Consider the following 25,166-nt stretch of genomic DNA (forward strand, 5'->3'; position numbering starts at 1 on the left):
CGGTGGGGAATGGACGCAGGGTGACCGGAATTCCGTCGATCCCTCATCCCTGTGAATCCGTCAGGGAATTCGTGGCTTGTTCCCCTGCTCCGACTGGAATAGCTTCGCCCTCGATCCGGGTGGACCGCCGAATCCTGCCGCCGCCCGGGAACCGCACCCGACTATTCACGCGCGCGGCAGGAGCGGGGGAACCAGGTAAGTCGCCGTGCCGGATCTTTGCATCCGGGACGGCTAGGGGTGAAGCCGTACATAAGTGACACAGCTGTTCCGTGTGTCCCCTCCGTACGGCCGGACATCTCCAGTCCGAACCCGACAGCTCACCTCGCAGGCGACGGAGAGGAATTCGCCATGCCTGCAAAGGGTAAGCACCGCCGTCCCAAGTCCGGTTCCATAGCGCGAGGTTTCGCCGTCGCCGGCACCGGGGGCGCCGCCCTCGCACTGCCGCTGATGGGCGCTGCCGGTGCCCACGCCGCCGGTGCGCCGACCGCCGCGAGCGCCGCCACCCCCGTCACGCAGGCCCTCCAGGCCGCCCCCCAGGCGGTGCAGCTCCAGGCCGCCGCACCGCAGGCGGCCCCGCAGGCCGCGCCGACCGTGTACACGGTCGTGCCGGGCGACTACCTCTCCAAGATCGCTGCCGAACGCCACCTGACGGGCGGCTGGGAGCAGCTCTACGCCGACAACCGCGAGGCGGTCGGCACCGACCCGTCGCTGATCCACCCGGGCCTGAAGCTGACGCTCGGTGCGAAGGGCGAGGCCGCCCCGGCCCGGCCCGCCGCCGAGCCGGCTCCGCAGCAGGCGGCCCCGAAGCAGGCCGCCCCCCAGCAGGCGGCCCCGAAGCAGGCCACTCCGAAGCAGGCCGCTCCCCAGCAGGCCGCTCCGAAGAAGACGGCTCCACAGAAGGCCCCGGCCGAGGCGAAGGCGCCCTCGGCCGCGGGCTTCGTCGCCCCGGTCGGCGGCGGGATCTCCACCCAGTACAAGGTCGCGGGCAGCATGTGGTCCTCCGGCTACCACACCGGCGTCGACTTCATCGCGAGCTCCGGGACCACCGTCAGGGCCGTCGGCGCGGGCTCCGTGGTCTCCGCCGGCTGGAGCGGCTCGTACGGCAACGAGGTCGTCATCCGGCACGCCGACGGGAACTACTCCCAGTACGCCCACCTGTCCTCCCTCTCCGTCTCGGCGGGCCAGAGCGTCACCGCCGGACAGACCATCGGACTCTCCGGTTCCACCGGCAACTCGACCGGCCCGCACCTGCACTTCGAGATCCGGACGAGCCCCTCCTACGGCTCGGACATCAACCCGATCGCCTACCTGCGCTCCAAGGGCGCGAGCCTCTGACGGCACCCGCCGTCGGCACCAGAACACACGTGAGGCCGGGACCCGAGGGGGGCCCCGGCCTCACGTGTTACTTATTCCTTATCCGCCAGGTGGTACAGATCACGGTCCGTCAACCCCTGCTTACGTTGGCGTAGGTCGCCCACGGAGGTGAAGGATGTTGTCCCGTGGCAGCGACGACGACGAAACTCAAGACCATCGGCTCGTACGCGGCGATCGGGGACAGCTTCACCGAAGGCGTCGGAGACCCGGGACCCGGGGACTCCTATCTCGGCTGGGCGGACCGGCTCGCCGTGCTCCTGGCCGACCAGCGTGACGAGCACGACTTCCGGTACGCGAACCTGGCCGTACGCGGCCGGCTCCTCGACCAGATCGTGGCCGAGCAGGTGCCGCGGGCCAAGGCCCTCGCACCGGACCTCGTGACCTTCTGCGCCGGGGGCAACGACATCATCCGGCCCGGCAGCGACCCCGACGACGTGGCGGAGCGGTTCGAGGCCGCCGTCGCCGACCTCACCGGAGCCGTCGGCCAGGTCATGATCACCACCGGTTTCGACACCCGGGGCGTGCCGGTCCTCAGACACATCCGGGGCAAGGTGGCGACGTACAGCGCGCACGTCCGCGCCATCGCCGACCGCTACGAGTGCCCGGTGCTCGACCTGTGGTCGCTCAGGTCCGTCCAGGACCGCCGGGCCTGGGACACCGACCGGCTCCACCTCTCGCCCGAGGGCCACACCCGGGTGGCGCTGCGCGCCGCGCAGGTGCTCGGCATGCAGGTGCCGACCGATCCCGACCAGCCGTGGCCGCCGGAGCAGCCGCGCGGATCGGTGGACGTGACCCGGGACAACATCCAGTGGGCCCGGGAGCACCTGGCGCCGTGGATCGGCCGACGGCTGCGCGGGGAGTCCTCCGGGGACCACGTCGAGGCGAAGCGGCCGGACCTGATGCCGCTCTAGGCGCGTCCCGTACGGGGAGGCCGCGCGGCGAGGGGCGGGCCGCGCGGCCGAAACGCGGGCGGACGGCCGAACGCCGGGGGTCGCAGGCCCGAAGCGGAATCCTTGGGGGCGGGTGTGCGTTGGGAAGGTCGTAGACCTCTACGGCCACGCAGACCCCATCCTCCCAGGAGGCGCCTTGACCGGCTCCCGTCCCTTGCGTCCACGGCTGCGCGCCCTGCGGCCCGAAGCCTTCGGCGCGGACCCGTCCGGCGCCCGGCTCGAGCGGATCCGCCGCTCGCCGAACTTCGCCGACGGCGTGTTCCAGAACCCGGTCGGGGCCCGCACGCGGCCTTCCGGCTCGATGAAGGAATTCGCCAAGATCTACTTCCACAAGGAGCAAAGGCTCCGCAGGAGCCCGGGCGCGCCGATCCCGGTGCACCCGACCACGCTGGCCGATCTGGCGAAGCCGCCGGTCAGCGGGTTGCGGCTGACCTGGATGGGGCACTCCAGCGTGCTCGCCGAGATCGACGGGCGCAGGGTGCTGTTCGACCCGGTGTGGGGTGAGCGGTGCTCGCCCTTCCCCTTCGCGGGGCCCAAGCGGCTGCACCCGGTGCCGGTGCCGCTGGCCTCGCTGGGCAAGCTCGACGTGGTGGTCATCTCGCACGACCATTACGACCACCTCGACCTGCCGACGATCAAGGAATTGGCCGGGACGGACACGGTCTTCGCCGTTCCGCTGGGCGTCGGCGCGCACCTGGAGCGCTGGGGCGTCCCGGCCGACCGGCTGCGCGAGCTCGACTGGAACGAGACCACCAAGATCGCCGGGCTCTCGCTCACGGCGACCCCTGCCCGGCACTTCTGCGGCCGCGGCCTGCGCAACCAGCAGCACACCCTGTGGGCCTCCTGGGTCGTCGCCGGGGACGAGCACCGGATCTACCACAGCGGGGACACGGGCTACTTCCCCGGCTTCGAGGAGATCGGCGCCGAGCACGGTCCCTTCGACGCCACGATGATCCAGATCGGTGCCTACTCCGAGTACTGGCCCGACATCCACATGACTCCCGAAGAGGGCATGCGCGCCCACCTCGACCTCCAGGGCGGCACCCCGCACGGCACGATGCTCCCCATCCACTGGGGCACCTTCAACTTGGCCCCGCACCCGTGGGACGAGCCGGGTGAGGGCACGCTGGCAGCGGCCGAGGGGGCCGGTGCGGCGGTGGCGCTGCCGATTCCCGGGCAGCCGTTCGAGCCGGGAGCAGCCGGAGTCCCGGCCGTGCCGTGGTGGCGGCCGTTCGTGACCGCGTCCCCGCCCGCGCGGCCGGCCCCGGCGGCCGGGGAGCCCCGCCCGTCCGCGCCCGCCCGTCCCGCGCCGACGGGCCGCGAGGAGCAGGAGGCCGTGGGCTCCTAGCGGGTCCGGTCGGCCCGTGGGACCGATGGCCCCTGGGTGAGCGGCCCCGAGGCCCGTGGCCCGAGGCGCGTCGGGTCATAGCCCCGCGACCCGGTGGCCCCGCGGCCCGGTGGCCCGGCGGCCCCGTGGCCCCGCGGCCCGGTGGCCCGGCGGCCCCGTGGCCCCGCGGCCCGGTGGCCCGGTGAGCCCCGCGGCCCGGTGGCCCGTGGCGAGTGGCCGGTGGCTCCCTGGCCCGGGCCGTGGCTGGTGGCCCCTGGCCCAGCGGCCCCGAGGCCCGTGGGCCGAAGCGCTTCGATCGTGGGCCCCGTGACCTGGGCCCCGTGACCTGGGCCCCGTGGCCTGGGGCCCGTGGGGTTGCAGGGCCGTGGGATCGCCGTTCGGGCGGTGTCGGGCTGTTCGGGCGTGCGCCCGGGTGCGGGCCGGGGCCGCGGGAGCCCCGCGGACCCCCGCCGGTGGCCGAAAGGCGCCGGAGGCCACCCCGGGGAATCGGGCTGTCGTACGAGCGCTCCACCGGGAGCGGTAAGCAGCCGGGCGAAGTTCCCCAACTGGCCGTCCCGGGCGGGAGTATGCGGTCTAGCGTGGGTATTCGGTGATCAACACCGGGCCCCGGGAACTGCTGGGGGCCGGGCCCCACGTACCGAGGACGCCGATGTCCGGACTCCGCGCCGCCCGCCACTCCCCGTCGAGACACCCCGTCACCGGTCCCGGCCGGCAGTTACGCCCCCAGCTGCTCCGCGCCGCCCTGCTGCCCACCCTCGCCGCCGGGCTCAGCGGCGCCGCCGCGGTGATCTTCACCCTTCAGCTCGGCGGGGGAGCGGGGGCCCGGGACGCCCGGCTGTGGCCGGTGCTCACCGGCTGCGCCCTGCTCGTCGCCGGGGCGCTCGCCGCCGCCCTGCTCGGGGCGCAGCGCTCGGCCAAGGCCGTCCAGGACCGGTGCGAGGCGCTGCGCCGCTCCAGCGTGCGCGGCCGCCAGGAGCTGCGGACCGCCGCCGACCGGCTCGAACGGGGCGAGGCACCGCCCCGGCCGGTGCGCGGCGGCCCGACCTCCCCGCCGGTCGGCACCGATCCGGCCGGGGTGGACGAGTTCTGGCTGCTCTCGCAGGAGCTGCGCGGCGCCCGGGAACAGGCGCACGCGACCCTCGTACGGCTGGCCGCCCCGGCGACCCCGTCCGACAGCGAACGGAAGGTGGAGGTCTTCGTCAACCTCGCGCGGCGCCTGCAGTCCCTGGTGCACCGCGAGATCTCGCTGCTGGACGAGCTCGAGGACACCGTCGAGGACCCGGACCTGCTCAAGGAGCTCTTCCACGTCGACCACCTCGCCACCCGGATCCGCCGGCACGCTGAGAACCTGGCCGTGCTCGGCGGCGCCGCCTCCCGCCGCCAGTGGACCCGGCCCATCGACCTGAGCGAGGTGCTCCGCTCCTCGGTCGCGGAGGTCGAGCAGTACACCCGGGTCAAGGTGGTGCCCCCGTCCGGCGGCAGCGTCCGCGGGCACGCAGTCGCCGACGTGGTCCACCTGCTGGCCGAACTGGTCGAGAACGCCACGGTGTTCTCCGCCCCTGACACCGACGTGGTGCTGCGTGCCGAACGCGTCACCGCCGGAATCGCGGTCGAGGTGGAGGACCGGGGGCTGGGCATGCCCGCGGAGGAGCAGCACCGGATGAACGCCCTGCTCTGCGACCCCGACCAGATCAGCGTCCGGCACCTGCTGGCGGACGGCCGCATCGGCCTGTTCGTGGTCTCGGCGCTGGCCCGCCGGCACGGCATCGCCGTCGAGCTCAAGTCCAACATCTACGGCGGGGTACTGGCCGTGCTCGTCCTGCCGCAGGAGCTGCTGGGCGCGGAGGCGCCGGGCGCGGCCGATGCCGCCGGGGGCTCCCGCGCCACGTCCTGGGGGACCGGGGAGGGGGCGGGGGTGACGCCGCCACTGGAGCCCGTACGGGTCACCGTGCCGCGGCAGGAGGCCCCGGGACCGGCCTGGGGCGCCACGGCCGAGGCCCCGGCGGCGGGAGCCGACCCGCGCCTGGAGGTCTGGTCGCAGGAGCGCTCCGGGAACCTGCCCGGCCCCAGGCCGGGTGCCGGGTCAGGGCCCCGGCTGGAGGTCTGGGCAGACAACGGCCCCGGGAACGCGCCTTGGAACGCGCCCGGGAACGCGCCCGAGGACACCGCCGCCCGGGCCGCGGCATCCGCCTGGGTACAGGCTCCGGCCGAGGCCCAGGCCCCGGCACCCGCGCCGGTGCAGGGCCCGGCTCCCGCGCCTGACCAGGTGGCCGCCACGGCACCTGCGCACGCCCAGGTGTCCGTGCCCGCCCCGGGGCGGGAACCGGCCGGGCCCGTCGACGCGGAGCACCGGCGCCCGCCGCTGCCCCGGCGCCGGGCCCAGCAGCACCTCGCGCCCGAGCTGCGCGAGACCCCCGCCCCCCGCCGGGCCGACGACACCGAACAACCCCTGCACGACTCGGGCCTGATGGCCGCGTTCCAACGGGGCTTCGGCCGCGCGCAGACGGAGCACCGCACATGACCGTGACCCCGACCCCCACCCCTCACCTCGGCAGCAAGGAGCGCACCCCCATGGGCGGCGAAGTGGCGACGAAGACCGGCTCTCGGCTCTCGGACCTCGACTGGCTGCTCAGCGGCCTCGTACAACGCGTGCCGTACACGCGCAGCGCCGTACTGCTCACCGCGGACGGCCTGGTGACCTGCGTGCACGGCCTGGACGCCGACAGCGCGGACCACATGGCGGCGCTGGCCTCCGGGCTGTACTCGCTGGGGCGGAGCGCCGGATCCCGCTTCGCCGACGGCGCCGGGGTCCGGCAGGTGGTGGTCGAGCTCGACTCCGCGCTCGTCTTCGTCTCCGCCGCCGGTTCCGGGACCTGCCTGGCGGTCCTCGCGGACCGCGAGGCCGACGCCGGGGTGCTCGGCTACGAGATGGCGATGCTGGTCAAGAGCGTACGCCCGTACCTGGCGGCGCCGCCGCGGCGGCCCGTCGCCGACCCGGAGCGATGAGGGCCCGCGCGAGGGGGGCCTACGCGCAGGGAGCCCCGTACGGGGCGGGGAAGGAACCGGGCACGGGAAGGGGGCGGGACACACCGTGGCGCGACGACTCGGCGGGCCGGGTCATGCGCCCGTACACGGCCAGCGGCGGGCGGACCCGGCCGGGCGTCGCCCTCGACCTGCTCTCGCTGGTGACCGCGACCGGCGTACGGCCGCGCGGGCCGCTCGGTGCGGAGCACACCCTCGTGCTGCGGCTGTGCGCGGGTTCCGCGGCGGTCACGGTCGCCGAGGTGGCCGGGCAGCTGAGGCTCCCGGCGGTGGTGGTGAAGGTGCTGCTCTCCGACCTCATGGAACACGGGGCCGTCATGGCGCAGGCGCCCCGCTACCCGGGCGGCGCGCATTTCGCCGCCGACGACCAGGACCTGCTCCGGGCGGTGCTCGATGGCCTACGCAAACGACTGTGACGCACCGGCCCCCGCGGCCCTCTCCGCTCCGGCTCCGGGGGCCCCGGCGGCGCCGCCGGGGCCGGCCCCCGTGACGCTGAAGATCCTGATCGCGGGGGGATTCGGCGCGGGCAAGACCACTTTCGTGAGCGCGGTGAGCGAGATCGAGCCGCTGAGCACGGAGGAACTGCTGAGCGGGCTCAGCGAGGCCGCGGACCCGCTGGAGGGGGTCCGGGAGAAGTCCACGACGACCGTGGCGCTGGACTTCGGCCGGATCACGCTGGACGGGCGGCACGTGCTCTACCTCTTCGGCACGCCCGGACAGCAGCGCTTCTGGTTCTTGTGGGAGGAGCTGTGCGCGGGCGCACTGGGCGCGGTGGTCCTCGCCGACACCCGCCGCCTCGCCGACTGTTTCCCCGCCGTGGACTTCTTCGAACGGCGCGGCATCGCCTTCATCGTCGCCGTCAACGAGTTCGACGGCGGTCACCGCTACACGCCCGGCGAGGTGCGCGAAGCGGTGGGGCTCGGCCCGGACGTGCCGGTCGTACGGTGCGACGCACGCCTGGCGAGCTCCGGAACGGGGGCGCTGGCCGCCCTGGTCCGTCACCTCCTGTGCATGTCCACGGCCGGCTCGTCCACTTCCACACCTTCTACTTCCACACCTTCTACGTCCTCATCGCTTTCGGAGTCGGGGGAACCACCATGACGTACTACGAATCGACCGGGCACCTGCTGCTCACGCCGGTGGACCGGGAAGCGCCCGCACGCGTGGTGCGCCTGCGCGAACTGGGCCTGGGGGAGCGCACGGACGCCGAACTGGACGCCTTCGCCCGGCGCGTCTGCGAGGAACTGGCCGCGCCCTACGCGGGGGTCAACTTCATCGGTGAGGAACGGCAGTTCTTCGCCGGCCTGCACCACACCCCGCAGGCCCCGGCGAGCGGGTACCCCGCGCGGGTCCTGGCCCGCGACCACGGCTACTGCCCGCACGTGGTGGTGCGGCGCCGGGCGCTGGTGCTGGAGGACGTACGGGACTTCGCGCGCTTCGCGGGCAACGCCGTCGTCGACGAGAGCGGGGTGCGCTCCTACGTGGGCGCCCCGCTGACCGACCGGCAGGGGGTGGTCCTCGGCACGGTGTGCGCGGTGGACGTGGTGCCGCGGCGCTGGGGGACGGCGGGGCTGGCCACCGTCAAGGCACTCGCGGCGGACCTGGTGACGCTGCTGCACGAGCGGGAGGACCGGCGGACGTGAGGGCGGCGCGGGGCGGTTGTCGGTGACGGGGTCTACCGTCGTCGGAGAAGGAACCGCCGGAGGCCGCGAAGGAGCTGCGGGTATGGCCACGACCGCGCAGGACGTCCGCACGATCGCCCTGTCCCTCCCGGACAGCAGCGAGAAGCTCGCCTGGGGCATGCCGACCTTCCGGGTGAGCGGGAAGATCTTCGTCTCGCTGGCCGACGACGACACCACGATCGGGGTGAAGTGCCCCAAGGAGGACCGGGCCGGGCTGATCGCTGCGGAGCCCGAGAAGTTCTTCCTCCGCGAGGGCCACGACGACAACTACGCCTGGCTCCGGGTCCGGCTGGCCGCCCTGCGGGACGCGGACGAACTGCGCGCGATCCTGACCGACTCCTGGCTGCTGGCGGCCCCGAAACGGCTGGCCGCCGCCCATCCGGAGCTGCGCGCGGACCCGGACTGAGCGGGGAGCGCAACGCAGTGCCGGTCCGCCCGGTCCGCCCGGTCCGCCGGGCCCGACCGCGGTGTCCGGCCCGCCGCCGCTGCCGTCACCGCGCCGCGACGGGCCGCAGGAAGGAGCCGATCCGCTCGCGCAGGGAGCGCGGGTCCAGGCCGTGGCCGGCGAGGTGCTCGTCCATGGAGCCGTAGCGGCGCAGCTCGGCGCGGCCGACGCCCAGGCCCAGGACCCGGTGGGGCACCTCGGCCAGGGCCGCGCCGGCCGCGGTCGAGGAGGTGCCGGCGAGGTAGGGCTCGACGAGGACCACCTCGGCCGTGGTCCGACCGACCGCCTCGCGCAGCGCCGCGTCGTCGAAGGGGCGCACGGTCGGGGCGTACAGCACGCTCACGTCCAGTCCTTCGGCCGCCGCGAGGACGTTGTCCAGCATCGGGCCGACGGCGATCACCACACCCCTGCGGCCCTCCCGTACGGTCTGGAAGCCCGGCCCCCGCACCGGGCGCGGCGCGGTGTTCGACTGCTGGGAGAGCCGCACGTACACCTTGTCGTCCCCCGCGGCGTAGGCGTGCCGCAGCAGCTCCTCGGCCTCGTCCGGGTGTCCCGGCACGTGGACCGTCCAGCCTTCGAGGGTGTCCAGCAGCGCCACGTCCCCGGGCGCCATGTGGGTGAACCCGCCGGCCGGCCAGTCGTAGCTGCCGCCCGCGCTGACCAGCACCCCGCCCGTGCCCTGGTGCCCGAAGTCCAGCTTGACCTGCTCGAAGGGCCGCTCCACGAGGAAGCTGGCGAAAGTGTGGACGACCGGCCTCAGGCCGGTCAGCGCCAGGCCGCCGCCGACGCCGATGAGGAGCTGCTCCCGGATCCCGACGTTGATCACGCGCTCCGGGTGGCGCTGCTGGGCCGGCCGGAACCCGTCCATGGTGATCTCCGCGAGTACGAGTGCCAGCCTGGGGTCCTCGTCGAGCAGCCCCGACGTGACCGAGATGAAGCGTTCCCGCATGGTGTCCATCGACGTCCCCTGATCCTGTGGTCCCTGTGGTCCTGTGGTGGTTCTCAGTACTTCTTCTCGACGCGGGCGACCACGGCGTGCGGCCGGCCCGGATGCGCCGCGGTGAAGGCGGCGTGCAGTGCGGCGTGGTCGCGCCCGTCCACGGTCACCGCCGACCAGCCGGCGGCCTCGAAGCGGGCCGCGATCCCGCCCGGCCAGCCGTGGGTCGCGGAGTCGTTGTCGATCACGACGGTGTGCAGCTGCTCCAGGCCGGCCGACCCGGCGTAGGCCAGCGCCTCGTGATTGCTGCCCTCGTCCAGCTCGGCGTCCCCGATCAGCACCCACACCGCCGGTTCCGCCAGGCCCTGCGCCCGCAGCCCGAGCGCGGTACCGACGGCGAGGGGCAGCCCGTGCCCGAGCGAGCCGCTGCCGATCTCCACGCCGGGGACCAGGGTGCGGTCCGGGTGGTGGCCGAGGGGGGAGTCGTACGAGCCGAACCCGCTCAGCCACGAGACGGGGAAGAACCCCTTCGCGGCGAGTACGGCGTAGTACGCCATCGGTCCGTGCCCCTTGGACAGCAGGAACCGGTCCCGCTCCAGGTCCCCGGCGGTTCCGGGTCCCACCCGGAGCACCCGGTCGTAGAGCACCCACAGCACGTCGAGGGTGGAGGTGGCGGCGGGCCCGTGCTTCTCGGCGCCGGTCATGAGCGCCATGAGTCGGGCCAGGTCCTGGTGGCGGAACTCCGTGTCCGCGGCGATCTGCGTCATGCCCCTACCGTGCAACCTCAACTTCGCTCGAGGTCAAGAACGGCCCGGGCGGGCCGGAGCCGAAAAGGTGCGCGCGACCACCCCGGGAAGTGCGGTATTGTTCTCCTGCACGTTCAACCAGGGGAAACCCCAGGTCAACGGGCATCGGGACGTGGCGCAGCTTGGTAGCGCACTTGACTGGGGGTCAAGGGGTCGCAGGTTCAAATCCTGTCGTCCCGACCATGCTTTTAGCAGGTCGGAGGCCGTTCTCTCATCATGGGAGGACGGCCTTTCGTGTGTCCGGGGCCGTGATGGTCGCAGGACACGGGTTCGGCGAACGGATCGTCAGGATCGCCGCGCGTGCGAGGCGTTGGGGGCGCTACACCGCTCTGAAGAGGACCTTCTGCTTGCCCGCGAAGAACGGGTCGGCGCGCTTGAGCTCGGCGCGGACGCTCGCGCCCAGCTGGAGGGGCGTGCCGGACGTGATCTTGCCCATGACAGCGGGCTCCGCCAGGTGCGCCGTGCCCTCCTTCGGGCTGCCGGATTCCCTCTCGGTGTTGATGATCGTGACGTCGAAGACCTCGCCCACGCGGTTCTTCAGCGTCGCGGCCTCCGCCAGGTCCACCGCATCACGCTCGGCCACCTTCCCCTTCCCCCGCTCCATGTCGCAGGGCAGGCAGTACAGGGCCTCCAGCACCCAGTCCGGCGGGGCCCCGCCGGCGCACGCGGCCACGCACAGTTCGCCGGCGTACCGGTCGACCAGGCGGCGGAGCGGAGCCGTGCAGTGCGCGTAAGGGGCCGCGATGGCCGCGTGGATCTTGTCGACCGGGATCTGGTGGTCGCGGAAGACGGTGTACTCGGCCCTGAGCAGCATCGCCGTGCCTTCGCTGAGGAAGGCCATGTGCTTGTGGTCGTTCGGATCGAGCGTGCGCACCAGCTGGGCGTACGAGAGGCCGGCCTGCCAATCGATGCCCAGTGACGTGGCGATGTCGTGCACGCGCTGGACCACGTTCGGATCGGAGGTCTCCTTCTGCGTCCGCAGGATCCCGGTACCGCTGTCCAGCATGATCTGGGCCGCCGCCATCCCGGTCATGAGGGAGATCTGCTCGTTCCAGCCCTCCACGGGCAGCGTGGCCACGTAGCCGAGCCGGAACGTTCCGTCCTTGTCGAGGCTGACCTCCTGGTCCGGCAGGTTCACCGAGATCCCGCCGCGGTCGGCCTCGATGGCCTCCCGCAGCCTGCCGATCTCGCGCAGCAGCGCGACGGGCTCCTCGGCCGTTCCCGCGTCGATGGCCTGCTGGACCTCCCTGTAGTGGCGCTTCGCCCGGCTGCGGACCTTTGCCCGGCCGACGGTCGAGGCGGTGAGCTTGCCGTAGGCGTCGAGGTCGTGCTGCCACAGCAGGGCCGGCACGACCCGGTCGGGCAGCAGGCTCGCCGGTCCCTCGGAGATGACCGGCGGGTAGAGGGGGACCTTGAGGTCGGGGAAGTACAGCGTCTCGATCCGGTCGTGCGCCTCGGCATCCAGCGGCCTGCCGGCCTCGACGAAGGCGGCCACGTCGGCGATGGCGTAGTACACGCGGTAACCGCCGCCGGCCCGCCGCTCCAGGTGCATGGCCTGGTCGAGGTCCTGGGACGTCGGAGGGTCGATCGTGAACAGCGGCAGGTCGGTGCGGTCCTCGGCGGGCGGCTGCGGTTTGGTCGCGGCCTCGTCAGCCGCCGCGAGCACGCGCTTGGGGAACACCGTGGGGACCTTCAGCTCCGTCCGGAGTTCCTGCAGCGCGGAGAGCAGGGCGGCCTGCGCCTCGTCGGACATGTGCATCTGGCGGCGTCGCATACCCCGAGCGTAGGACCGGGGCCACGGGCGGGCACGGTGAGCATGTCCGGTCGGGGGGCCCGGCATCCACGGCAGGGGGTGCCGGGCCGCAGTGTGCATGACCGCCGTCAGGCGCCCTCCGTCGGCCTGCGGATACCGGCCCCGAGCCCCCACCTGAGCGCCGGTCCCGTCACCTGAGCGGGAAGGACGGCTCGGACGGGTGTCTTCGGTGGTGCTGAACGACTGAAACGCGCCGAACCATTCCGGTTCTGCGGGGGTGTTGGTGCCGGGGCGGGGCCGGCGTATTGGTTCGCGTCGCGGGCCGTCTCACATGCTGGACACCAGATCGACTCGCCCCCGAGGTCGACGGGGCCACGGGCTGCGGGGGCCGGGCGGTTGTGGGGCTGCATCTTCATCGGTTGGAAATCGATCCGAAACTTCGCCCGCCGAGGCTTGGAGAGTGAAGGTCTAGACCTGAAATGATGCATTTTCAGACAAGCTCCTACGCGTGTTGAATGCCGTTCACCGCTCCCTGTATGTTCATTTCCCCAAGATCGATACCGGGGCCGGGTGAAAGAGCGTGCGCCTGCCGGTCTTTCCCGTGGGGCCTGCCCTGTGCGGCCGTTGCGAGGCTGTGCAGAATTCGCCGGTTGCGGCGCATCCCATGGAACCGACGCCGGGATCAGAGCATCCATGAAGACAGCCTCGGAGAGGAGTGAAGCGTGGAGATACTGCAGTTGCCCGATATGGAATGGCGAGCGCTTGACGCGCTCGTACCCGCCGACCCGGAGAAGTCCTTACGGCTGGGGACGTTGGGGCCGAGAGGGACCAGCAGTGAGTACATCGCGCAGTCGATGTCCAGTATTCTTCGCGACCGGGGCCCCTTTGAGATCGTCCTGAACGACACCTATGAAGGCTGCATGGAAGCGCTCTCAGAAGGTCAGGTCGATCTCGCACTGGTGGCCCACGCCTACCAGAAGATCAACGCCTTCTACATGAATCCCCGGCTGGAGCCGGCGATCGTGTTCCGGGGGCACACCCCCGAGTACGGACTGGCCACGCGGGCCGACTTCGAATTCCGCGAAGAGATGCTCTTCAAGGAAACCATCGTGTCCCACCCGGCGCCCGTTCCGCTGTTGCGGTACCACTTCGACCACGAGGTGCAGGTGGACACCTCGAATTCGACGAGCCAGGCCGCCCGCGACGTGGCCGACGGGCTCTACGACATCGCCATCACGAACGAACAGGCGGTGCGGCAGCACAACCTGAAATTCGTCTACAAGTTCTCGCGGATCCCGATGACGTGGACCGTGTTCTCGCGAAGGGCACAGCGATGACCACTCAGACGCACGAACGACGCTACTTCCCGGCACCCGACGTCGTGATCCATGACAACGGTGTCCGACACGAGTCCTACCGGCGCGACGACACGGAAGTCCGCGTCACCTTCATTCCCCCCGGCGTGACCGCGATCAACGGGTCCCGCGCTGAAGCGCAGGTGGGAATGGTCGTGAGCGGGGAACTCTCCGTGACGGTCGAGGGCGCGACGAAGCTGATGCGGCCGGAGCAGGACGTCTACGTCGTCCCGCCGCTCGTCGGGCTCCACGCCGTGAACCCGTCCGCGGACCAGACCGTCCTGCTGGAGATCACCCGCAGCAAGTCGGGTGAGACCTACCCCGCGCCGGACGGCTATTTCCTCGGGCCGCTGGAGTCACGCAAGTTCGTCAAGATGGACGTGACGTTCTTCCTCGCCGACTGGATCGAGCTGATGCTCGCCGACATACCCGGCGGTGGTCAGATGCCGTACCACAAGCACTCCCACGAGCAGATCGGGATATGCCTGGACGGGCGCTACGACATGACCGTCGAGGAAACCAGCCATGAGCTCCGCTTCGGCGGCACCTACTTCTGTGCGAGCCAGGAAGGGCACAGCGCCGAGAATCCCCACACCGCTCTGGCGCGTTCCCTCAACATATTCATCCCGCCGAGGTACCACCGGGTGCCCAAGCCGGAGACGGAGCAGGAGAACCCGTGACGCGGGTGGCCGTGGTCCTCGGGGCCAGTCAAGGAATCGGGCGGGCCACCGCATTGCATCTGTGCGCCAAGGGATATGCGACGGTCCTCAGCGCGCGCACTCGGAGCGCGCTGGAAGAAGTCGCCCAGGAATCCGGCGGCGGGCAGCACGTGTCCGTCGTTCCGGGGGACATCACGTCGCGAGCGTTCCGTGCCGAGCTGATCGCGGGCGCCGAGCGGAAATTCGGCAGGATCGACGTGCTGATCAACAATGCGCCCGGTCCGGCGCCCGGCTCGTTCGACGTCACGGATCCCGGCGACGTGACCTCCGCGATGGATCGGAAACTCGTACCGTATCTGGACCTGATCAAGGCCGTGGCCCCGGTGATGGCCCGCAATGAATTCGGGCGGATCGTCAACATCGTCGGGAACATAGGGAAGGAACCGGCCGACGGCATGTTCCTTTCGGGCCTGGTCAATGCGGCCGTGTCGAATGCCAGCAAATACCTGGCGAGCCGGTACGCCAAGGACAACGTGACGGTGAACTGCGTCCACCCGGGGACCATCCGGACCCAGCGCTACGACCGCGCCGTGGAGCACATCAGCCGGGCCGGCGGCATCACGCCGGACGAGGCGGAGGACCGGCTGCAGAGGGCCATCCCGATGGCCCGGCCGGGGAGCGCCGAAGAGGTCGCCGCCCTCATCGGATTCCTGGCCTCCGACGAAGCCTCGTACCTGACCGGTCAGCAGATATCGGTCGACGGCGGACAACTGACATGCGTGTAGGACGTACAGGAGGAGACCAGTCCGTGTTCAAGGACACTGTGGTCGTGGTCACCGGTGCCGCGTCCGGCATCGGGAAGCAGACCGCGATCGAATTCGCCCGACAGGCCGCGAAGGTCGTCGTGGCGGACATCGACGAGAAGTCCGGCACCGCCGTCGTGGCCGACCTCACGCGCGACGGCCACGACGCGATCTTCGTCAGGACGGACCTCACCAGCGAGGCCGACTGCCGGCACCTCATCACCACCGCCGCGGAGACCTACGGCGCGGTCGACGTCCTCGTCAACAACGCCGGCATCGAGATATCCACGCCCCTGCACGAGATGACCGAGCAGGAGTGGGACCGGCTGGTCGACACCAACCTGAAGAGCATGTTCCTGTGCTCGAAGCACGCGCTGCGCGCGATGGTCGACGCCGAAAGCGGGGTCATCGTGAACGTCTGCTCCGTCAGCGGGCTGGTGGCCTGGCCCGGCATCGCCGCGTACAACGCCACCAAGGGCGGCGTGATGATGCTGACGAAGTCGCTGGCCGTCGACTACGCGCGGTACAACATCCGGGCCAACTGCGTCTGCCCCAGCATCATCGACACCCCCATGACCGACACGTCCATCGGCCACGACGCGTCCGTCAAGGAGGAGAAGGCGAAGCTGAACCCGATCGGGCGCCTGGGCACCCCCGAGGACGTGGCGAACGCGATCCTCTTCCTCGCCTCGGAGAAGGCGTCGTTCATCACGGGCGCCGCCCTGACCGTCGACGGCGGCTACACGGCCATCTAGGCCGACAACTCCCGTAGCAACAAAGGAAAGGTTGGTTGGAGTGTCGGACCGATTGAGCGGCGAGCAACGCGCTGCCGGGTTCCCCGTGCTGACGGTCCTCGCCCTGATGGCGGGCATCTTCGCCGTCGGCTCCGAGGAGTTGGTGGTCTCGCCGCTGCTCGCGAGCATGGCCGGGTCGTTCGACACGTCGGTGGCCGTGATGGCGCTGTCGGTCAGCACCTACGGCATCGCGACGGCGGTGGGCGCCCTGCTCTTCGCCCCGCTCGGCGACCGCTTCTCGCGGCGTCTCGCCCTGACGATCGGCATGGGCGCGTTCGTCCTGGGCACCCTGCTGTGCGCGTTCGCCACCGGGACCGGGGTGTTCTTCACCGGACGTGCCCTGGCCGGTCTGGCCACGGGTGCCTTCGTCCCGACGGCCTACGCGTTCGTCGGCGACCAGATTCCGTACCAGCACCGGGGCCGGGCCATGGGCATCCTGGTCTCCAGCTGGTCGATCTCGCTGGTGGTGGGCGTGCCGCTGGGATCCTTCGTCGGAGAGGCGGCCGGCTGGCGCTGGACCTTCGGACTGCTGTCGGTCCTGGGCGTCTTCGTGACCGGCGTGATGCTGTTCACGAAGAGCGGCGCCCGGCCGGACGCCGAGGACACCCCCCGCTCGACGGAGGACTCCGCCACGCCCTCCCCGGACGGGTGGCTACGGTCCGCGGCCCGGGCCTTCCTGGCGCCCAAGGTGGCCCTGTACGTACTGGCGACCTTCCTGAACATGCTCGGCTTCTACGGGATGTACACCTACCTCGGTACCGCCCTGCAGGACCGGTTCGGCGACGGCAGCTCCATGACCGGCGTCATGATCCTCCTGTACGGCCTGGGGTTCGCGACGAGCTTCGTCACCGGCCGGTGGGCCGACCGGCTCGGCAAGGAGCGGGTCCTCGTCGGGCTGCTGGCCGGTCTCGTCCCCGCCCTGGCGGTGATCCCGCAGGTGAGCCGCTGGACGGGGCTGCTGGTGCTCTGCCTGTTCCTCTGGGGCGCCATGCAGAGCCTGGTCGTCACCCTGCTCAGCACGCTCCTCAGCGAGACCTCGCAGACGCACCGGGGCACCATCCTCGCCTTCTACAGCCTGGCCACCAACCTCGCCGTCGCCCTCGGTGCGGCGCTGCTCGGTCCCCTGTTCACCGCGTACGGGTTCTCCGCCGTGGGCTGGGTCTGCGCCGGCGTCACGCTGATCGCCTTCGCCCTGAGCGGATGGGCCCGGCTGCGCGGCGGCGGGCGGACGGCGGCCCCCGACGGGGCGCCGGCCCCGCTGTCCGGCGCCGAGGCGGTGGCACGTGAGAACTGAACCCGCACGACGGCTCCTCGACCTGCCCAGAAGCTCCTTCGCCACGATGGGGAGCAGCATCGCGCACCTCGTCGGTTCGGGCGAGGACGTGGTCAACCTGTGCCAGGGCAACCCCGACCTCCCCACGCCGCCCCACATCGTCGAGGCCCTGCGCCGGGAGGTGCTCGACCCGGCCACCCACCGCTACCCGGCCTTCTCCGGCCTGCTCGAACTCAAGGCCGCCATCGCCCAGTGGTACGCCGTCAACCACGGGGTCGAGCTGGACCCGGGGACCGAGGTCGCGATCCTCTTCGGCGCGAAGGCCGGCCTGGTGGAGATCAGCCAGTGCTTCCTCAACCCGGGTGACGTGTGCCTGATGCCGGACCCCGCCTTCCCGGACTACTGGGCGGGGGTGGTGCTCGCCAGGGCGCGCATGCACCCCCTCCCGCTCCTGGAGGGCAACGGTTTCCTCCCCGACTACGGGGCGCTCGACCCGGCCGTGGCCGACGAGGCCAAGCTGATGTTCCTGAACTACCCCAACAATCCGACCTCGGTGACCGCCCCGCCGGAGTTCTACGAGCGCACCGTACGGTTCGCGGCCGAGCACGAGGTCATCGTGGCCTCCGACTTCGCCTACGGGGGCCTGAGCCTGGACGGCGAGCCCCCGGCCTCCTTCCTGGCGGCGGCCGGGGCGAAGGAGGTGGGCGTCGAGTTCATCTCGCTGTCGAAGATGTTCAACATGGCGGGCTGGCGGATCGGCGCCGTCGTCGGCAACCGCGAGGTCATCGCCGCCGTCGACCTCATCCAGGAGCACTACTACGTCTCGCTCCCGCCGTTCATCCAGCGGGCCGCCGTCACGGCGCTGACCGGCCCCCAGGACTGCGTCCACGAGCTCTCGGCGATCTACGAGCGCCGACGGGACGTGTTCGTCGCCGGACTGCGGGAAGCCGGCTGGCAGCTCGACGTACCCCGCTCGATCTTCGCCTGGCTGCCCCTGCCCGAGGGCGCTGCGGATTCCGTCGCGTTCGCCGACGAACTCCTCCACCGGGCCAAGGTGGCGGTGGCCCCCGGCCGCTGGTTCGGCGAGCACGGCGAGGGCTACGTACGCGTCAGCCTGCTGGCGCCGGAGGACCGGCTCCGCGAAGCGGTCGCCCGCATCGCCGACTTCAGCAAACACCCGCCCAGGAAAGGAACCAGGCCATGAACGGCGACACTGATGTCAGGGACCGTATCGAAGGGGACCGCCGGACGATCGACGGTCTCGACGCGCGGATCATCGAACTGCTCACCCAGCGCGCCCGCATATCGGACCGCATCCAGCGCAACCGCATCGGCTCGGGCGGGACGCGGACGGTCCTGGCCCGCGAGGCCGAGGTGCTCGGCCGCTACCAGGAGGTGCTCGGCCCCCGGGGGACACCGATCGCCATGAGCGTCCTCAGGCTCTGCCGCGGCGTCGTACCCGCCGACGAGCAGCTCACCGAAGCCCGTCCTTGAACCGCTCCACTGGAGGACCGCTGTGATACGCCACGTCGTACTCTTCAAATTCAAGCCGGGCATCGACTGGAGCGACCCGCGCGCCCAGGCGGCGGAACGCACCACTTCCCGGATCGGCGACGAGGTGCCCGAGCTCCACGAATGGCGCCACGGCCGCAACATCTCGGACCGCGCCATCGCCTACGACTTCCTCGTCGAGGGACTCCTGGACGACATGGACGCGGTCGGCCGCTACCTCGTCCACCCCTTCCACCAGGACGCGATCGTCCAGTGGCGGGAGATCAGCGACTGGGTCATGGTCGACGTCGAGGCGTAGACCCGTAGACCCGTAGACCCGTGGATCGAGGGGCCGCTCCGGAAACTCCCGGAGCGGCCCCTCGATCTTTGTGCTGGGGGAGGCAGCCGGTACGGTTCGCGCATCACCTGCAGGAGAGCCCAACCGTGAACACCATCAGAATGCTCTGCTTCGTCGTCGCGGCAGTCGCGTCGTACGCCGCACTCGTGTACCGCCTGTGCCAGGGCCGGCGCAGCTGGAAGGACAGCACCTACCGCACGCTGATCACGACGCTCCTGTTCCAGTGCCTCACCTTCACCATGGGCGCCGTGGCCATGGACGACGCGACCCTCCTGGGGGTCGGCAACCTCGCCATCCTCGTCATGCACCTGGCGGCCGTCGCCTTCTGCATCAGCGCGCAGGTCATCCTGCTGCGCTGGGCCGCCACCGGTGAGGAAGCGGCGCGCAGGACCCGGTACTGGATGGCCGCGGGCAGCACCCTGACCGTGGTCCTGACCGGCCTCTTCTTCCTCGCCGACGGCCCGTCCCGGGCCCCGCTCGACTTCGACGGCAGCGGCGATCCGCTGCTCCTGACCTACCTGCTGGTGTTCATCGCCTCCCAGGCCGTGCCCTGCGTGAACATGTTCCTCCAGTGCGGTCCCTACGCCCGCATGACGGACAACGCCTCGCTGCGGCACGGGCTGCACCTGCTGTCCGTGGCCTCGCTGGTCCTGCTCGTCTACCAGATCGTCAGGACGGTCAACGTCCTCACCATCGCCGCCGGAATCGACATCGGTCCGTGGAAGGAGGCCCTCGCCTCCCTCCTCAACGCGGTGGGCATCGTCACGCTGTCCCTCAGCCTGACCATGTCCTCCTGGGGCCCCGCGGCGATCCGCCTGCTGGAGTGGACCCGGACCCTGCGGTCCTACCGGGTCCTCTACCCGCTCTGGCGGGACCTGTACGAGTCCTCCCCGGGCATCGCCCTGGAGCTGCCGGGGACTTCGTTCCGCGACCTCGACTACCGGCTCCACCGGCGGGTCGTCGAGATCCGCGACGGGTGGCGGGACCTGCGCCCGTACATCGAACGCACCACCACCGGCACCGCCGACGGGCCCGTGGGGGAGGCGGGCGCGGAGTTCCGGCAGGCCTTCACGGAGGCGGCGCAGATCAAGCGGGCGCTGGACGCCAAGCGGACCGGCACGATCCCCCACGACAACAAGGACGAGGGCGGCTTCGACGACCGCGACTCGGACAACTTCAGCGCGGAAGTCGCCTGGCTCACCAAGGTCGCGGCCGCCTACAGCAGGCTCGCCGCCGGTGACCGGGACTTCCCGGGGCAGGTCAGGCCCGGGCCAGGAGCATCCCGCCCATCGTGACCATGGTGGCGGCCACCAGGCCGTCCAGGACCCGCCAGGCGGAGGGCCGGGCGAGGAGGCCGCTGAGCAGCCGGGCTCCGTAGCCCAGGGTGGTGAACCAGGTCAGGCTGGCCACGACGGCCCCGATGCCGAAGGCCCAGCGCAGGTCACCTCGGTCGGCCGCGAGGGAGCCCAGCAGAAGCACGGTGTCCAGGTAGACGTGCGGGTTGAGCCAGGTCATGGCCAGGCAGGTCAGGACCGCGCGGCGGCCCGAACCGGCGGCGCCGCCCTCGGCCGTGAGGGCGGCGCCGGGAACGGGCCGCAGGACGCGGCGGGCCGCGAGGACCCCGTAACAGATCAGGAATCCGCCGCCGGCCAGGCCGACGACGGTGAGCGCGGCCGGCCAGGCGGTGACGAACGCGCCGACCCCGGCGACGCCGAGCGCGATGAGCAGGGCGTCGGAGAGGGCGCAGATGGCGACCACGGCGAGGACCGCATGGCGGCGGGCGCCCTGGCGTAGCACGAAGGCGTTCTGTGCGCCGATGGCGACGATGAGGGAGAGGCCGGTGCCGAAACCGGCGAGGGCCGCCGTGATGATGCCGTGTGTCATGACACCGACGCTAGGCAGCCGGAACGGTTCAGTACAGCTAAAGATTTTTACGTACCATTAGCACTCGTGATGGACGAGCTTCCCCTGGACCAGGTACGGACGCTGCTGGCCGTGGTCGACGAGGGCACCTTCGATGCCGCGGCCGCCGCCCTGCACGTGACGCCGTCGGCCGTCAGCCAGCGGGTCAAGGCCCTGGAGCAGCGGACCGGACGGGTCCTGCTGATGCGGACGAAGCCGGTGCGGGCCACGGAGTCCGGGCAGGTCGTGGTCCGGTTCGCGCGGCAGCTGGCCCGGCTGGAGCGGGACGCCCGCGCCGAGCTGGGGATGGCCGACGGGATGGGCCCGGTCCGGCTGCCGATCGCGGTGAACGCGGACTCCCTCGCCACCTGGTTCCTGCCGGCCCTGTCCCGGGTGCCGCAGGACCCGCCCGTCTGCTTCGAGCTGCACCGCGAGGACGAGTCCCACACGACGGCGCTGCTGCGGGAGGGCCAGGTGATGGCCGCGGTGACCTCCTCCCCGGACCCGGTCGCGGGGTGCACCGTACGGCGGCTGGGGCTGGCCCGGTACCTGCCCGTGGCCAGTCCTGCCTTCGCGGCCCGGTACCTGACGGGTGCGCTGGCGCAGGACCTGCAGGAGGTGCCGACGATCGTGTTCGACCGCAAGGACGACCTCCAGGACGCGTTCGTCCGGACCCTGGCGCGCCGGCCCCGGGGAGGCGCGGGACCGGTGCGGCACCACATGCCGACCTCCGAGGGCTTCCGCGACGCGGTCGTCGCCGGGCTGGGGTGGGGCCTGGTGCCGGAACCGCAGGCCGCGCCGCTGGTGCGGTCCGGGGAGCTGGTGCTGCTGGCGCCCCGGCGGCCCATGGACGTGCCGCTGTACTGGCAGCAGTGGAAGCTGGACTCGCCGGTGCTGTCCGCGGTGGCGGACGTCATCGCGGCCGCCGCGGCCGAGGCGCTGCGCTGAGCCCGCCGCACACCGCCTAAGCTGCGGCCATGGAGTCCTACACGATCGGCCAGGCGGCGCGGCTGCTGGGCGTGAGCGTCGACACGGCGCGGCGCTGGGCGGATGCCGAGCGCTTCCCCACCCGCCGGGAGGGCACGCGGCGCATGGTGGACGGGCCCGACCTGGCCGCGTTCTGCGTGGAGGTCGCGCAGGAGGGCGCGGACGGTGACGAGGCCCCGCACACCTCGGCGCGCAATGCCTTCCCCGGCATCGTCACCGGGGTGAAGCTCGGTACGGTCGACGCGCAGGTGGAGATCCAGGCCGGACCGCACCGGGTCGTGTCGCTGCTGACCCGCGAGGCGGTGGAGGAGCTCGGCCTCGAAGTGGGGGCGCGGGCCATCGCGCGGGTGAAGTCGACGAGCGTGTTCATCGACCGGGGCTGACGCCTGCCGGTGACGTGCCCGGGCGGTGCCCGGAGGGGGCGGCTCCGGGGCGGTGGCACACTTGCCGGTGATCCGCCGAAGGGGAGTACACCGTTGTCCATGTTCAGCAGCCTGCGCCGGGCCGTGCGCCGCGGCTACCGTCGCGCCGTCGATCTCAGCCACCCGGCGCGCTCGCCGCTGGGCAGCGCGGTGGTCAACTGCGTGGTGTACCAGAACGGGGTGCGCCAGGAGGGCTTCTCGGAGGTCGAGGACGCGCTCCAGCGGGTCCGCAAGACCGGCGACGGATTCGTCTGGATCGGTCTGCACGAGCCCTCCCAGGAGGAGCTCGCCGGACTGGCCCGGCTGTTCGGCCTGCACCCCCTGGCCGTCGAGGACGCCGTGAACGCGCACCAGCGGCCCAAGGTGGAGCGCTACGACGACATACTGTTCTCCGTCTTCAAGACCGTGCGCTACGTCGAGCACGAGGAGCTGACGGCGACCAGCGAGGTGGTGGAGACCGGCGAGCTGATGGCCTTCACCGGCGAGGACTTCGTCATCACCATCCGCCACGGCGGCCGCGGCACCCTCGGCCCCGTCCGCGAGGCGCTGGAGGACGCGCCGGAGCTGCTGGCCGTGGGTCCGGCGGCGGTCCTGCACGCGATGGCCGACCACGTGGTCGACGACTACGCGGCCGTCACGGACGCCGTGCAGAACGACATGGACGCGGTGGAGAGCGCGGTGTTCAGCGAGCACGGCGGGCGGGGCGACGCGGGCCGGATCTACCAGCTCAAGCGGGAACTCCTCGAACTGCGCCGGGCGGTGGCCCCGCTGGACCGCCCGCTCCAGCAGCTGGCCACGCAGCCGATACCGGTCATCCCGCCGGACTGCCGTGCGTACTTCCGGGACGTCGCCGACCACCTGACGCGCGCCACGGAGCAGATCGGCGCCTACGACAACCTCCTCGACTCGGTCCTGCAGGCCCATCTCGCCCAGGTGACCGTGGCCCAGAACGAGGACATGCGGAAGATCACGGCGTGGGCGGCGATCGTGGCCGTGCCGACGATGGTCTGCGGGGTGTACGGCATGAACTTCGACCACATGCCGGAGCTGCACTGGACCTACGGGTACCCGGCCGTGCTCGGCGTCATGGCGGTGGCCTGCTTCGCGATCCACCGGGGCTTCCGCCGCAACGGCTGGCTCTGACAGGGGGACACCCGCGGACACCCGCGCGACAACCCGGGGGAGTCCGGGGTCTTGAGGACCGGCTGCATCTGGCAGTAAAGTTTCCTAACGAAACAGGAACGCCTCAACTCCCCCACGGAGGCCTTGTGTTCACACCTCACCGCAAGAAGCTGGCGATCAGCGCCCTGCTCGGCAGCGCCCTTCTCGCCATACCGGTCACCGCTCACGCCACCGCCCCCGACGCGCCTTCCGCCCCCGCGCGGACCCAGGCGCAGGTCGTCACAGAGGCGGCCGTCGGGCTCGACGATCCGGCGAAGAAGGAGATCGCCATGAAGATCGTCTCCAGCGCGGAGAACTCCTCGCTGGACTGGAAGGCCCAGTACAAGTACATAGAGGACATAGGCGACGGTCGCGGCTACACGGCCGGCATCATCGGCTTCTGTTCCGGCACCGGCGACATGCTCGACCTCGTCGAGTACTACACCCAGGTCAAGCCGGGCAACGTGCTCGCCAAGTACCTCCCCGCCCTGCGCGCGGTCGACGGCAGCGACTCCCACGCCGGCCTCGACCCGAACTTCACCAAGGACTGGGCGAAGGCGGCCCAGGACGCGGAGTTCAAGAAGGCCCAGGACCACGAGCGCGACCGCGTCTACTTCGACCCGTCCGTCCGCCAGGCCAAGGCCGACGGTCTCGGCGTCCTCGGCCAGTTCATCTACTACGACGCCATCGTCATGCACGGCGACGGCACCGACCCCACCAGCTTCCGCAACATCCGCAAGCGGGCCCTGGCCAAGGCGAAGCCCCCGTCCCAGGGCGGCAACGAGACCGCCTACCTCAATGCCTACCTCGACGCCCGCGTCTGGGCGATGAAGCAGGAAGAGGCCCACAGTGACACCAGCCGCGTGGACACCGCGCAGCGGGTCTTCCTGCGCAAGGGCAACCTGAACCTCAACACCCCGCTCGACTGGAAGGTCTACGGAGACTCCTTCCACATCGGGTGACCCCCGCCGCGGCCCGGGACGGGACCCCTCCTCCGCGTCCCGGGCCGCCCCCAACCCCCTTCGCCCGCACCTCATTTGATGCGCCCCGGGTGGCTTGATCCTGCCGTAAAGGGGGCATAAATTCTGCGCCCCGGCCTGCTCCAGCAGGGGGGGCCCGCGCACCGTCCGACGGGGGGATGCATGCACTACTACACCGACGTCCTGAAGAAGTACGCCGAGTTCTCCGGCCGCGCCCGCAGGCAGGAACTCTGGATGTTCGTCCTGTGCAACATCGCGGTGGCCCTGCTCGTGCTGCTCGTCGACACGCTGCTCGGCGCCAACCTGATCCTCTACTGGATCTACGCCCTGGCGGTCGTCGTCCCCTCCATCGCCCTCGCCGTGCGCCGGCTCCACGACATAGGCAAGTCGGGCTGGTGGTACTTCATCGGCCTGATCCCCCTCATCGGCGGCATCTGGCTGATCGTCCTCTTCGCCACCGAGGGCCAGCCGCAGGCCAACGAGTACGGTCCCAGCCCCAAGGCAGTCCGCGCCTGAGCGGGCCCGACCGCCCGCACCACCGCAGCGCCGCCGCCGGCGGAACACGTCGGCCGCGGCGCTTTCGGCGTTCCCGGACCGGGCCGGGGTGACGCGCGTCTCGCGAAGCCGGGGGCGGGGGGCTGTCC

27 protein-coding genes, 1 tRNA gene and 1 riboswitch are annotated in these 25,166 nt (G+C 71.5%); of the genes, 24 read left to right on the forward strand and 4 right to left on the reverse strand.

The window, feature by feature from the left end; translation table 11 throughout:
- Positions 1–148: 148 nt before the first annotated feature.
- Positions 149–346: riboswitch (cyclic di-AMP (ydaO/yuaA leader) on the forward strand.
- Between the two features lie 2 nt (positions 347–348).
- From IO30_RS0134330 to IO30_RS0134370, 9 genes are all read left to right on the forward strand, one after another.
- Positions 349–1,335 carry a M23 family metallopeptidase gene (locus IO30_RS0134330; RefSeq protein ID WP_031149651.1) on the forward strand — a complete coding sequence of 329 codons (987 nt, stop codon included), beginning with the start codon at positions 349–351 and terminating at the stop codon, positions 1,333–1,335.
- Positions 1,336–1,499: 164 nt separating this feature from the next.
- Positions 1,500–2,285, forward strand: a complete 786-nt coding sequence (locus IO30_RS0134335) for an SGNH/GDSL hydrolase family protein (protein ID WP_031149653.1) — start codon at positions 1,500–1,502, stop codon at positions 2,283–2,285.
- A 175-nt stretch (positions 2,286–2,460) separates the two neighbouring features.
- Positions 2,461–3,672, forward strand: a complete 1,212-nt coding sequence (locus IO30_RS0134340; RefSeq protein WP_051859182.1) for an MBL fold metallo-hydrolase — start codon at positions 2,461–2,463, stop codon at positions 3,670–3,672.
- A 649-nt stretch (positions 3,673–4,321) separates the two neighbouring features.
- On the forward strand, positions 4,322–6,193 hold the full coding sequence (locus tag IO30_RS0134345) for an ATP-binding protein (protein WP_051902769.1): 1,872 nt from the start codon (positions 4,322–4,324) through the stop codon (positions 6,191–6,193).
- Positions 6,194–6,243: 50 nt separating this feature from the next.
- Positions 6,244–6,678, forward strand: coding sequence for a roadblock/LC7 domain-containing protein (locus tag IO30_RS0134350; RefSeq protein ID WP_031149659.1), 435 nt, complete (start codon positions 6,244–6,246; stop codon positions 6,676–6,678).
- 113 nt (positions 6,679–6,791) lie between these two features.
- The gene (locus IO30_RS0134355; protein ID WP_031149661.1) at positions 6,792–7,130 is read left to right on the forward strand and encodes a DUF742 domain-containing protein; all 339 of its coding nucleotides are present in this window, start codon (positions 6,792–6,794) and stop codon (positions 7,128–7,130) included.
- Positions 7,108–7,815, forward strand: coding sequence for a GTP-binding protein (locus IO30_RS0134360; RefSeq protein ID WP_078904901.1), 708 nt, complete (start codon positions 7,108–7,110; stop codon positions 7,813–7,815). The genes IO30_RS0134355 and IO30_RS0134360 overlap by 23 nt, the downstream gene beginning before the upstream one ends.
- On the forward strand, positions 7,812–8,357 hold the full coding sequence (locus IO30_RS0134365; RefSeq protein WP_031149664.1) for a GAF domain-containing protein: 546 nt from the start codon (positions 7,812–7,814) through the stop codon (positions 8,355–8,357). The genes IO30_RS0134360 and IO30_RS0134365 overlap by 4 nt, the downstream gene beginning before the upstream one ends.
- Before the next feature lie 82 nt (positions 8,358–8,439).
- Positions 8,440–8,802, forward strand: a complete 363-nt coding sequence (locus tag IO30_RS0134370; RefSeq protein ID WP_031149666.1) for an MmcQ/YjbR family DNA-binding protein — start codon at positions 8,440–8,442, stop codon at positions 8,800–8,802.
- A gap of 85 nt (positions 8,803–8,887) precedes the next feature.
- Here IO30_RS0134370 and IO30_RS0134375 read toward each other — a convergent pair whose 3' ends face one another.
- Positions 8,888–9,799, reverse strand: a complete 912-nt coding sequence (locus IO30_RS0134375) for a transketolase family protein (protein WP_031149668.1) — start codon at positions 9,797–9,799, stop codon at positions 8,888–8,890.
- A gap of 44 nt (positions 9,800–9,843) precedes the next feature.
- Complete coding sequence (locus IO30_RS0134380) at positions 9,844–10,545, reverse strand: transketolase (RefSeq protein WP_031149670.1); 702 nt, start codon at positions 10,543–10,545, stop codon at positions 9,844–9,846.
- Between the two features lie 145 nt (positions 10,546–10,690).
- Between IO30_RS0134380 and IO30_RS0134385 the strand changes: the two genes are divergently transcribed.
- Positions 10,691–10,767, forward strand: a tRNA-Pro gene (locus IO30_RS0134385).
- 136 nt (positions 10,768–10,903) lie between these two features.
- Here IO30_RS0134385 and IO30_RS0134390 read toward each other — a convergent pair.
- A complete protein-coding gene (locus tag IO30_RS0134390; RefSeq protein ID WP_031149672.1) occupies positions 10,904–12,358 on the reverse strand; it encodes an RNB domain-containing ribonuclease in 1,455 nt (484 codons plus the stop codon).
- 701 nt (positions 12,359–13,059) lie between these two features.
- Here IO30_RS0134390 and IO30_RS0134395 point away from each other — a divergent pair.
- From IO30_RS0134395 to IO30_RS0134435, 9 genes are all read left to right on the forward strand, one after another.
- Complete coding sequence (locus IO30_RS0134395; protein WP_051859184.1) at positions 13,060–13,674, forward strand: type 2 periplasmic-binding domain-containing protein; 615 nt, start codon at positions 13,060–13,062, stop codon at positions 13,672–13,674.
- Positions 13,671–14,372, forward strand: coding sequence for a cupin domain-containing protein (locus tag IO30_RS0134400; protein WP_031149676.1), 702 nt, complete (start codon positions 13,671–13,673; stop codon positions 14,370–14,372). Before IO30_RS0134395 ends, IO30_RS0134400 begins: the two co-directional genes overlap by 4 nt.
- Positions 14,369–15,136 carry an SDR family oxidoreductase gene (locus IO30_RS0134405; protein WP_031149677.1) on the forward strand — a complete coding sequence of 256 codons (768 nt, stop codon included), beginning with the start codon at positions 14,369–14,371 and terminating at the stop codon, positions 15,134–15,136. The genes IO30_RS0134400 and IO30_RS0134405 overlap by 4 nt, the downstream gene beginning before the upstream one ends.
- A gap of 23 nt (positions 15,137–15,159) precedes the next feature.
- Positions 15,160–15,909, forward strand: a complete 750-nt coding sequence (locus tag IO30_RS0134410; RefSeq protein ID WP_031149685.1) for an SDR family NAD(P)-dependent oxidoreductase — start codon at positions 15,160–15,162, stop codon at positions 15,907–15,909.
- A gap of 40 nt (positions 15,910–15,949) precedes the next feature.
- Positions 15,950–17,242, forward strand: a complete 1,293-nt coding sequence (locus tag IO30_RS0134415; protein WP_234321662.1) for an MFS transporter — start codon at positions 15,950–15,952, stop codon at positions 17,240–17,242.
- The gene (locus IO30_RS0134420; RefSeq protein ID WP_031149689.1) at positions 17,232–18,425 is read left to right on the forward strand and encodes an aminotransferase class I/II-fold pyridoxal phosphate-dependent enzyme; all 1,194 of its coding nucleotides are present in this window, start codon (positions 17,232–17,234) and stop codon (positions 18,423–18,425) included. The genes IO30_RS0134415 and IO30_RS0134420 overlap by 11 nt, the downstream gene beginning before the upstream one ends.
- Complete coding sequence (locus IO30_RS0134425) at positions 18,422–18,715, forward strand: chorismate mutase (RefSeq protein ID WP_051859187.1); 294 nt, start codon at positions 18,422–18,424, stop codon at positions 18,713–18,715. The genes IO30_RS0134420 and IO30_RS0134425 overlap by 4 nt, the downstream gene beginning before the upstream one ends.
- Before the next feature lie 22 nt (positions 18,716–18,737).
- Positions 18,738–19,031 carry a Dabb family protein gene (locus IO30_RS0134430; protein WP_031149693.1) on the forward strand — a complete coding sequence of 98 codons (294 nt, stop codon included), beginning with the start codon at positions 18,738–18,740 and terminating at the stop codon, positions 19,029–19,031.
- Positions 19,032–19,156: 125 nt separating this feature from the next.
- Positions 19,157–20,365 (forward strand): MAB_1171c family putative transporter, encoded by a 1,209-nt coding sequence (locus tag IO30_RS0134435; RefSeq protein ID WP_051859188.1) that lies wholly within the window; start codon positions 19,157–19,159, stop codon positions 20,363–20,365.
- Here IO30_RS0134435 and IO30_RS0134440 read toward each other — a convergent pair.
- Positions 20,331–20,954, reverse strand: coding sequence for a LysE/ArgO family amino acid transporter (locus IO30_RS0134440; RefSeq protein ID WP_031149697.1), 624 nt, complete (start codon positions 20,952–20,954; stop codon positions 20,331–20,333). The two genes, IO30_RS0134435 and IO30_RS0134440, sit on opposite strands and share 35 nt — an antisense overlap.
- Before the next feature lie 69 nt (positions 20,955–21,023).
- Between IO30_RS0134440 and IO30_RS0134445 the strand changes: the two genes are divergently transcribed.
- The 5 genes from IO30_RS0134445 to IO30_RS0134465 all read left to right on the forward strand — a co-directional run bounded on the left by IO30_RS0134445 (position 21,024) and on the right by IO30_RS0134465 (position 25,038).
- Positions 21,024–21,920: a LysR family transcriptional regulator ArgP gene (locus IO30_RS0134445; protein ID WP_031149699.1), complete on the forward strand. Its 897-nt coding sequence runs from the start codon at positions 21,024–21,026 to the stop codon at positions 21,918–21,920.
- 29 nt (positions 21,921–21,949) lie between these two features.
- A complete protein-coding gene (locus IO30_RS0134450; protein WP_031149701.1) occupies positions 21,950–22,342 on the forward strand; it encodes a TOBE domain-containing protein in 393 nt (130 codons plus the stop codon).
- Positions 22,343–22,441: 99 nt separating this feature from the next.
- The gene (gene corA, locus IO30_RS0134455) at positions 22,442–23,524 is read left to right on the forward strand and encodes a magnesium/cobalt transporter CorA (protein WP_037895883.1); all 1,083 of its coding nucleotides are present in this window, start codon (positions 22,442–22,444) and stop codon (positions 23,522–23,524) included.
- A gap of 125 nt (positions 23,525–23,649) precedes the next feature.
- Complete coding sequence (locus tag IO30_RS0134460) at positions 23,650–24,504, forward strand: chitosanase (RefSeq protein ID WP_051902771.1); 855 nt, start codon at positions 23,650–23,652, stop codon at positions 24,502–24,504.
- A gap of 180 nt (positions 24,505–24,684) precedes the next feature.
- Positions 24,685–25,038, forward strand: coding sequence for a DUF805 domain-containing protein (locus IO30_RS0134465; RefSeq protein WP_031149707.1), 354 nt, complete (start codon positions 24,685–24,687; stop codon positions 25,036–25,038).
- Positions 25,039–25,166: the final 128 nt, after the last annotated feature.

The organism is Streptomyces xanthophaeus, from assembly GCF_000725805.1.
Classification (GTDB): domain Bacteria; phylum Actinomycetota; class Actinomycetes; order Streptomycetales; family Streptomycetaceae; genus Streptomyces; species Streptomyces xanthophaeus.

What these genes read in the sequence shown, in the direction of transcription:
- IO30_RS0134330 (WP_031149651.1), top strand. Translation starts at nt 349, where the DNA reads ATGCCTGCAAAGGGTAAGCACCGCCGTCCCAAGTCCGGTTCCATAGCG.
- IO30_RS0134345 (WP_051902769.1), top strand. Translation starts at nt 4,322, where the DNA reads ATGTCCGGACTCCGCGCCGCCCGCCACTCCCCGTCGAGACACCCCGTC.
- IO30_RS0134350 (WP_031149659.1), top strand. Translation starts at nt 6,244, where the DNA reads ATGGGCGGCGAAGTGGCGACGAAGACCGGCTCTCGGCTCTCGGACCTC.
- IO30_RS0134355 (WP_031149661.1), top strand. Translation starts at nt 6,792, where the DNA reads ATGCGCCCGTACACGGCCAGCGGCGGGCGGACCCGGCCGGGCGTCGCC.
- IO30_RS0134360 (WP_078904901.1), top strand. Translation starts at nt 7,108, where the DNA reads ATGGCCTACGCAAACGACTGTGACGCACCGGCCCCCGCGGCCCTCTCC.
- IO30_RS0134365 (WP_031149664.1), top strand. Translation starts at nt 7,812, where the DNA reads ATGACGTACTACGAATCGACCGGGCACCTGCTGCTCACGCCGGTGGAC.
- IO30_RS0134370 (WP_031149666.1), top strand. Translation starts at nt 8,440, where the DNA reads ATGGCCACGACCGCGCAGGACGTCCGCACGATCGCCCTGTCCCTCCCG.
- IO30_RS0134375 (WP_031149668.1), bottom strand. Translation starts at nt 9,799, where the DNA reads ATGGACACCATGCGGGAACGCTTCATCTCGGTCACGTCGGGGCTGCTC.
- IO30_RS0134380 (WP_031149670.1), bottom strand. Translation starts at nt 10,545, where the DNA reads ATGACGCAGATCGCCGCGGACACGGAGTTCCGCCACCAGGACCTGGCC.
- IO30_RS0134390 (WP_031149672.1), bottom strand. Translation starts at nt 12,358, where the DNA reads ATGCGACGCCGCCAGATGCACATGTCCGACGAGGCGCAGGCCGCCCTG.
- IO30_RS0134400 (WP_031149676.1), top strand. Translation starts at nt 13,671, where the DNA reads ATGACCACTCAGACGCACGAACGACGCTACTTCCCGGCACCCGACGTC.
- IO30_RS0134425 (WP_051859187.1), top strand. Translation starts at nt 18,422, where the DNA reads ATGAACGGCGACACTGATGTCAGGGACCGTATCGAAGGGGACCGCCGG.
- IO30_RS0134440 (WP_031149697.1), bottom strand. Translation starts at nt 20,954, where the DNA reads ATGACACACGGCATCATCACGGCGGCCCTCGCCGGTTTCGGCACCGGC.
- IO30_RS0134445 (WP_031149699.1), top strand. Translation starts at nt 21,024, where the DNA reads ATGGACGAGCTTCCCCTGGACCAGGTACGGACGCTGCTGGCCGTGGTC.
- IO30_RS0134450 (WP_031149701.1), top strand. Translation starts at nt 21,950, where the DNA reads ATGGAGTCCTACACGATCGGCCAGGCGGCGCGGCTGCTGGGCGTGAGC.
- corA (WP_037895883.1), top strand. Translation starts at nt 22,442, where the DNA reads ATGTTCAGCAGCCTGCGCCGGGCCGTGCGCCGCGGCTACCGTCGCGCC.
- IO30_RS0134465 (WP_031149707.1), top strand. Translation starts at nt 24,685, where the DNA reads ATGCACTACTACACCGACGTCCTGAAGAAGTACGCCGAGTTCTCCGGC.